The sequence below is a fragment of the Streptomyces sp. NPDC059895 genome (genome assembly GCF_042731035.1).
Taxonomy (GTDB): domain Bacteria; phylum Actinomycetota; class Actinomycetes; order Streptomycetales; family Streptomycetaceae; genus Streptomyces.
The window spans coordinates 20,517-28,306 of record NZ_JBHWKO010000069.1 but is presented as its reverse complement, the minus strand read 5'-3'; the positions used below and the strand labels follow the sequence as shown (position 1 = coordinate 28,306).

At 72.5% G+C, this 7,790-nt stretch carries 6 protein-coding genes; all 6 read left to right on the top strand.

Annotated elements, in window-relative coordinates:
- The first annotated feature begins 108 nt into the window (after positions 1-108).
- The 6 genes from ACFV9M_RS39040 to ACFV9M_RS39015 all read left to right on the top strand — a co-directional run bounded on the left by ACFV9M_RS39040 (position 109) and on the right by ACFV9M_RS39015 (position 7,453).
- Positions 109-876: an enoyl-CoA hydratase/isomerase family protein gene (locus ACFV9M_RS39040; RefSeq protein ID WP_385068679.1), complete on the top strand. Its 768-nt coding sequence runs from the start codon at positions 109-111 to the stop codon at positions 874-876.
- A 310-nt stretch (positions 877-1,186) separates the two neighbouring features.
- Positions 1,187-1,690, top strand: coding sequence for an ATP-binding protein (locus ACFV9M_RS39035; protein WP_385068681.1), 504 nt, complete (start codon positions 1,187-1,189; stop codon positions 1,688-1,690).
- A 74-nt stretch (positions 1,691-1,764) separates the two neighbouring features.
- Positions 1,765-1,878 (top strand): putative leader peptide, encoded by a 114-nt coding sequence (locus ACFV9M_RS39030; RefSeq protein WP_385102686.1) that lies wholly within the window; start codon positions 1,765-1,767, stop codon positions 1,876-1,878.
- 104 nt (positions 1,879-1,982) lie between these two features.
- Positions 1,983-3,422: a sulfatase gene (locus ACFV9M_RS39025; protein ID WP_385068684.1), complete on the top strand. Its 1,440-nt coding sequence runs from the start codon at positions 1,983-1,985 to the stop codon at positions 3,420-3,422.
- A gap of 348 nt (positions 3,423-3,770) precedes the next feature.
- On the top strand, positions 3,771-5,585 hold the full coding sequence (locus tag ACFV9M_RS39020) for an ABC transporter ATP-binding protein (RefSeq protein ID WP_385068686.1): 1,815 nt from the start codon (positions 3,771-3,773) through the stop codon (positions 5,583-5,585).
- Positions 5,582-7,453 carry an ABC transporter ATP-binding protein gene (locus tag ACFV9M_RS39015; RefSeq protein ID WP_385068688.1) on the top strand — a complete coding sequence of 624 codons (1,872 nt, stop codon included), beginning with the start codon at positions 5,582-5,584 and terminating at the stop codon, positions 7,451-7,453. The genes ACFV9M_RS39020 and ACFV9M_RS39015 overlap by 4 nt, the downstream gene beginning before the upstream one ends.
- Positions 7,454-7,790 lie beyond the last annotated feature (337 nt).

Genomic DNA, 7,790 nt, shown 5'->3' with positions numbered 1-7,790 from the left:
ACGGCACCGGGCCCGCCGTCGTCCGTGCCCGTGCGCCGGGACGGCCCCCGGCCGGATGTGACCCACCGCATGGGGCCAGCCGACGTTAGTCTTCGTTAACCTGCTCGCATGACCGTGAATCTCGAAGTCGTTGAGGGCGTCGGCACCCTGCGTCTGGACCGCCCGCCCATGAACGCGCTGGACGTCGCCACGCAGGACCGGCTCAGGGAACTCGCCGAGGAGGCGGGCCGCCGCGACGACGTACGGGCCGTCGTCGTGTACGGCGGCGAGAAGGTGTTCGCGGCGGGCGCGGACATCAAGGAGATGCAGGCCATGGACCACACGGCGATGGTCCTGCGCGCCCGCGCCCTCCAGGACTCCTTCACCGCGGTGGCCCGCATCCCCAAGCCGGTGGTGGCGGCCGTGACCGGCTACGCGCTGGGCGGCGGCTGCGAGCTGGCGCTGTGCGCGGACTTCCGCATCGCCGCGGACGACGCGAAGCTGGGCCAGCCCGAGATCCTGCTCGGTCTGATCCCCGGCGCGGGCGGCACCCAGCGCCTCGCCCGGCTGGTCGGCCCGTCCAAGGCGAAGGACCTCGTCTTCACGGGCCGGATGGTCAAGGCGCAGGAGGCCCTGACGATCGGCCTGGTGGACCGGGTGGTCCCGGCCGGCGAGGTGTACGCGCAGGCGCACGCCTGGGCCGCGAAGCTGGCACAGGGCCCGGCGATCGCGCTGCGCGCGGCGAAGGAGTCGATCGACACGGGCCTGGAGACGGACCTCGAGACGGGCCTGGCGGTGGAACGCACCTGGTTCGCGGGCCTGTTCGCGACCGCCGACCGCGAGACCGGCATGCGGAGCTTCGTGGAGGAGGGCCCCGGCAAGGCGAAGTTCCTGTGAGCGAGCGGGGGGTGAACAGTGAGACACCTCTCGTCAAATCTGCGTGAAACGGCTTGCAAATGATGGGGCGTCTTGTCCGGGTCCCTCGATGGGGCGGTTTATGGGAACCTTAAGGCAGCCTTAAGCCCGCTGTGTCGAGGGAGCCCGTCGATTGCCTCCGGACGCTTCGTCATCACGGGTCGGCGCAGGTCCGCCGAGCCTCGCCACGCCAACGGCACATGCCGGGCGACGTGCGCGGAACGAGGGCTCCCGGGGGGCGCATTCCCCGGGAACCACCACGGCGAAGTCCCCGCACGGCCATGATGGGGGCATGGCGGGGCTGGAGGGTTCTGAACAGCCGCGAGAGCACGGGCGTGTGGCCGCGGCACGCTGGTCGCCCGCGGTCGAGGACGAACGGGCGCTCAAGGCGCTGGAACTGTTCGGTAACCCGACGGAGGCCGAGGTTCCGCTGCCGTCCCGTCCCGAGTCCGCCGCCACCGCCCGGCGGCTCACCCAGGTCGTCGTCCTGCGCCAGTGGCAGCTCACCCCGAAGATGACCGAGGACGCCGTCCTGCTCGTCTCCGAACTCGTCGGCAACGCCGTCCGCCACACCGGCGCCCGCACCTTCGGCCTGCGGATGCGCCGCCGCCGCGGCTGGATCCGCGTCGAGGTCCGCGATCCCTCCCGCGGGCTGCCCTGCCTGATGCCGGTCCAGGAGACGGACATCAGCGGCCGGGGCCTGTTCCTCGTCGACAAGCTGTCCGACCGGTGGGGGGTCGACCTGCTGCCCCGGGGGAAGACGACGTGGTTCGAGATGCGGGTGGCGGACCGGTGACGAGCACGCCTCCGGCAGGAGGAAAGGGCGCGGGTCCCGGTCCGTGGACGGTGCCTTGACGGCACGGCCCGACGATGGCACCGTTCGCGATCATGAGGAGCCCCGCTGACCACCGCCGCGCGTGCGTCGCGCTCGTGGAGCGGCGTCACGTCGACCTGTGCCGGCAGTCCAGCGCCATCTGTCGCTGAGCCGTAGCCCCCCTCTCCCTCCCCCCCTCTCCCTCCCCCCTCTCCTCTTCGCTTCTTCTCTTCGCGCGCCCTCCCCCGGGGCACGCCGATCACGAGGATCCCGCATGCCCGAAATATCCCGTCGTACCTTCGGTGGCCTGGTCGGTGGCGGTGCCGTGACCGCGGTCGCCGGTACGGCCGGCAGCGCCGAAGCCGCTCCCGAGTCCGGCTCCGCCGCCTCCGCCGCCTCCGCCGCCTCCGCCGCCGAGCGTCCGTTCCGGGCCCGTTCCTCCGCCGGTTCCGGCGGGCGGCCCAACTTCCTGTTCATCCTGGGTGACGACCTGGGCTGGGCGGACCTGTCGTCGTACGGCGCACCGCACATCAAGACGCCGAACCTGGACCGGCTCGCCGCGCAGGGCGTGCGGTTCACGAACGCCTACTCCGGCTCCGCGACCTGCTCCCCCACCCGGTTCAGCCTGTACACCGGCCGCTACCCGGGCCGTACGCAGGGCGGGCTCGCCGAACCCATCGGCAACAAGACGCAGGGACTGGACCCGAACCACCCGACCCTGGCCTCCCTGCTGAAGAAGGCCGGCTACTCGACCGCTCTGATCGGCAAGTGGCACTGCGGCTGGCTGCCCGACTACAGCCCCACCAAGTCGGGCTGGGACGAGTTCTTCGGCAACTTCGGCGGCGCCCTGGAGTACTTCTCCAAGCTGGGCCAGCTCGGTGACTACGACCTCTACGAGGGCGACGCCGAGTACAAGGACCTGCGCTACTACACGACCGTCCTCACCGAGCGGGCCGTGGAGTACGTCTCCCGGGACCACGACGAGCCCTGGCTGCTCAACCTCAATTTCACCACCCCGCACTGGCCCTGGCTGGGCGAGGACGACGAGGAGACCGGCGCCGAGATCGCCGCGAAGATCCGCGCCGGCCAGGTGCTGAGCGGCCTGCTGCACAACGACGGCGGCTCGGTGGAGAAGTACACCGAGATGGTGGAGAACCTCGACGCCTCGATCGGCAAGGTGCTCACCGCGCTGAAGCGCTCCGGCCAGGAGCAGAACACCGTCGTGGTGTTCGCCAGCGACAACGGCGGCGAGCGGTTCTCCTACCTGTGGCCGCTCAGCGGCGCCAAGTCGGAGCTGCTGGAGGGCGGCATCCGGACCCCGACCATCCTGCGCTGGCCCGCCCGGGTGGACGGCCACCAGGTCAGCGACGAGCCCGTCTTCTCCCCGGACTGGACGGCGACCCTGCTGGAACTGGGCGGCGCCCGCCCCGCCTCGACCCACCCGCTCGACGGACACAGCCTCGCCGGCTACCTGCTGCGCGGCGAGGAGGTGCCCGAGCGCGACCTGTTCTGGCGGGTGCGCGGCAACCGGGCCCTGCGGCGCGGCGACTGGAAGTACTACCAGGACTCCTCCGGCACGGACCACCTGTTCAACCTGGCCCAGGACCAGCGCGAGCAGGCCGACCTCGCCACCGACCGGCCGGAGCTGCTCGCCGAGCTGAAGGCCGCGTGGGAGAAGACGGCGAGCGGACTGCTGCCGTACCCGGCGGCCTGACCGGCCGGGGGGACCGACCGAACCCGAGGGCCCGGACGCCGAGGACCCGGACGCCGAGGGCCCGACCGATCGAGAGCCCGGCCGGCCGCCGGCCCGACCGGCTGAGGACCCGGCCGGCCGCCGGCCCGACCGGCCCAGGACCCGGACGGCCGAGGGGCCCGACCGGCCGGGTACCGACGGCAACCGCAACCCACGGACGTCATTCGATCGAATGACGCACACCTGTGGGCTTGACCGCCCCGCCCGGCGTTCGGAACCCCGAACGCGCAGGTCGCGGCGGTCGGGCCCGGGGCCCGTCCGGCGGAAACTCGGTGGGCGATGTCGGTGGCGGTCCGTAGGCTCGCGGTGATGCCGACGACATACGCAACCACCAAGGACCGCTCCGCAGTGAGGACGCTGCTGCGCCTGTGGCCGTACGTGCGGCCGGTGCGCGCGCGGCTGTTCACCGCCGCCTTCGTCGCGATCGTCGCCTCCTGCACGGCGCTGGTGATCCCGCTCGTGCTCAAGTGGATGGTGGACGGCCCGGTCGCCGACCGGGACCCGGCGGGCGTGTGGCTGGGCGCGCTGTACCTGCTGCTGCTGGGCGTCGCCGAGGCGCTCCTGTTCGGGCTGCGGCGGTGGCTGGTCGCACGGCCGCTGTCGCACGTCGAGGCGGAGATGCGGGCGGACCTCTACCGCCGCCTGCAACGGCTGCCCATGGCCTTCCACGACCGGTGGGCCTCGGGACAACTGCTGTCCCGAGGCACCACCGATCTGATGCTGCTGCGCATGTTCCTCGCCTTCCCCCTGACGTTCCTGCTGGTCAACGGGGTGACGATCCTCGTCGGCGTGGTGATCATGCTGGTGCAGGACTGGACGCTGGGCCTGATCGTCCTCGGGCCGGCCGTGCCCGTCGTCGTCACCTGCGTGCTCTTCGAGGCCCGGTACACGCGGGCCTCGCGGCTCGCGCAGGACCAGGTCGGCGATCTGACGACGGTCGTCGAGGAGAGCGTGCTCGGCATCCGGATCATCAAGGGCTTCGGACGGCACCGCAGTCAGGCGCGGGCGTTCCGGCAGTTGTCGGTGACGCTGCGCGGGACGGAACTGCGCAAGGCCCGGCTGCTGGCGACGCTCTCGGGGATCATCGTCACGCTGCCCGAGGTGGCCGTCGGGGCCGCGCTGGTGCTGGGCACCGTGCGGGTGGCGGACGGGGAGCTGTCCGCGGGGACGCTGGTCGCCTTCCTGTCCACGGCCCTGGCCCTGCGGTGGCCCGTGGACTCGATCGGCTTCCTGCTGGCGATGAGCCAGGAGGCGGCGACGGCGACGGAGCGGTACTTCGAGGTGATGGACGAGCGGCCGGAGTCGTCGACGGCCACCACGGACCGCCCTGCGGCCGCCGCCGGTCGTCCGGCGGCCCCGGACGGGGACGGGGGCGGTGACGGCCTCCGGTTCGAGGGCGTCGTCTTCCGCTACCCCGACGCCGACCCCGGCTCCCCTCCCCTCCTCGACCACGTCGACCTCCACGTCCGGCCCGGTGAGTCCATGGCGCTCGTCGGGGCCACCGGGAGCGGGAAGACCACCCTCACCGCGCTGGTCCCCCGGCTGCACGAGCTGACGTCGGGGCGGATCACGCTCGACGGGCGGGACATCACCGCGCTGTCCCGCGAGGAACTGCGGTCGCAGGTGGCCGTCGCCTTCGAGGAACCCACCCTCTTCTCCGCGAGCGTCGGGGAGAACGTGCTGATGGGCGCCGACGACCGGGCCGGCGCCGACGAGCTGGAGCGCGCGCTGGCGGTGGCGCAGGCCGAGTTCGTGCACGCGTTGCCGCAGGGCGCCCGGACACAGGTCGGCGAACAGGGGCTCAGCCTCTCCGGCGGTCAGCGGCAGCGGATCGCGCTCGCCCGGGCCGTCGTGGGACGGCCCCGCTTCCTCGTCCTGGACGACCCGCTGTCCGCGCTGGACGTCCACACGGAGGCCGCCGTGGAGGCGGCGCTGCGTCAGGTCCTCGCCGACACCACCGCGCTGATCGTCGCCCACCGCCCCTCCACCGTCCTGCTCGCCGACCGCGTCGCCCTGCTGTCGGGCGGCCGGATCACCGCCGTAGGCACCCACCAGGAGCTGCTGCGCACCAGCGCCGAGTACGCCCACCTCATGTCCGGGGACCAGGAGGCCGACCGACGATGACCACCCCCACGACCGCCTCCCCCGCCGTCGACGAGCCGGACCCGCCCCGCGAGCGGGAGGCCGGCGAGCGGGAGGCCGGCGACCCCTTCGACCGGGATGTCCTGCCCACCCCGCCGGGCGCCACGGCCGCGCTGCTGCGGTCGCTGCTCGCCCCCCTGAAGGCCCGCGTCGCCCTCGCCACGCTCCTGCTGCTGCTCCAGCAGGCGGCCGTGCAGGCGGGCCCGCTGCTGGTGGCGTACGCCATCGACCGTGCCGTCCCGGCGTTCCGGGACGGCGACACCCGCCCGCTGGCCGCCGTGGCCCTCGGGTACCTGCTGTGCGCGCTGGCCTCGGGCGGGCTCCAGACCGCCTTCCTGATCGGCTCCGCCCGGGTCAGCCAGGACGTGCTGCTGGACCTGCGCGGGCGGATCTTCCGGCACGCGCAGGCGCTGAGCATCGACTTCCACGAGCGCTACACCTCGGGCCGGCTGATCTCCCGCTCCACCACGGACGTGGAGTCGCTGCGCGAACTGCTCAACGAGGGCCTTCAGGAACTGGTCGGGGTCGTCCTGTCCTTCGTGTACATCTCGGCGATGCTGCTCTGGCTGGACCTGGGGCTGGGAGCGGTCGCGGTGGCCTCCTTCGGGCCGCTGTACCTCCTCGTCCGGATCTACCGGCGGCGCGCCGCACGGGTGTACCGGGCGCGGTCCACCGCGATCGCGGCCGTGATCGTGAAGTTCGTGGAGACGATGAACGGCATCCGCCCGGTGCGCGCGTTCCGCCGCGAGGCCGTCAACGACGCCGGTTTCCGGGTGCTCAACGGGCGGCACGAGCGGCGCAACGGCGACGCGCTGCTGGAGATGGCCCGGTACGTCACCGGATCGCGGCTGGTGGCCAACACGGCCGTCGCGGCGATCGTGCTGTGGGGCGCCCACCGGGTGGCGGACGGCTCGCTGGAGCTGGGGGTGCTGGCGGCGGCGGTGCTGTACCTGCGGCGGCTGTACGACCCGATCGACCGGCTCGGCATGTTCCTCAACTCCTACCAGTCGGCGGCGGCCTCGCTGGAGAAGATCGCCGGGCTGCTGGCGCAGACGCCGTCGGTGCCGGAGCCGGCCGCGCCCGGGGAACTGCCGGCCCGCCGCTCCGGGTTCCCGGGCCGGGAGGTCGTGTTCGACGGCGTCGGCTTCGGCTACCGCACCGGCGGCGAGGTGCTGCCCCGCTTCGACCTCACCCTGCCGGCCGGGCAGACCGTCGCCGTGGTCGGCTCCACCGGCGCCGGGAAGTCCACGCTGGCCAAGCTTCTCGCCCGCTTCTACGACCCCACGGCGGGCCGGGTCCTCCTCGACGGCGTCGACCTGCGCGACCTCGCGATGCCCGAACTGCGGCGCGGGGTGGTCATGGTGACGCAGGAGGCGTTCCTGTTCTCCGGCACGGTCGCCGAGAACATCGCCGTCGGGCGGCCCGACGCGACCCGGGAGGAGATCGAGCGGGCGGCGAAGGCGATCGGCGCGCACGAGTTCATCAGCGCCCTGCCCGACGGCTACGACACCGACGTCCGCAAGCGGGGCGGCCGCATCTCCGCCGGTCAGCGCCAACTGGTGGCGTTCGCACGGGCGTTGCTCGCCGACCCGGCCGTGCTGATCCTCGACGAGGCGACCAGTTCCCTCGACGTCCCCGGCGAGCGGGCCGTGCAGGCGGCGATGGCGACGGTGCTGAAGGGCCGGACGGCGGTGGTGATCGCGCACCGGCTGTCGACCGTGGAGATCGCCGACCGGGTCCTCGTCATGGAGGAGGGCCGGATCGTCGAGGACGGCAGCCCCGCCGAACTGATCGCGGGCACCGGCCGGTTCGCGGACCTGCACCGCGCCTGGCGGGACAGCCTGGCCTGACCGGGGCCACTGCAGGTTCCGCATCCTGATGGACACTGACCATGCAAAATGGACAGCGATTGGGCACTGTCGCCATTTCGTGGGCACTGACTGCGGTCAGTAACTACGGTCGCCCGTACGGTCGTTCGGAGTCCAGTGCCGTCCGGCAAGAAGAGTGCGCCACCCACGGCGTCGATCCGGTACGACGACGCGTCGATACGCAAGGACCCCTTCAGAGATCTACGGTTGGCGGACTTCACCTGGTCGGCGCCATGGCGGAGTTTTCGTTCCGTACGCGGTCAGACGCACCAAATACCAGCTACGAAAGATCGAGGAGACCGTGGGCTTCACCATCCTC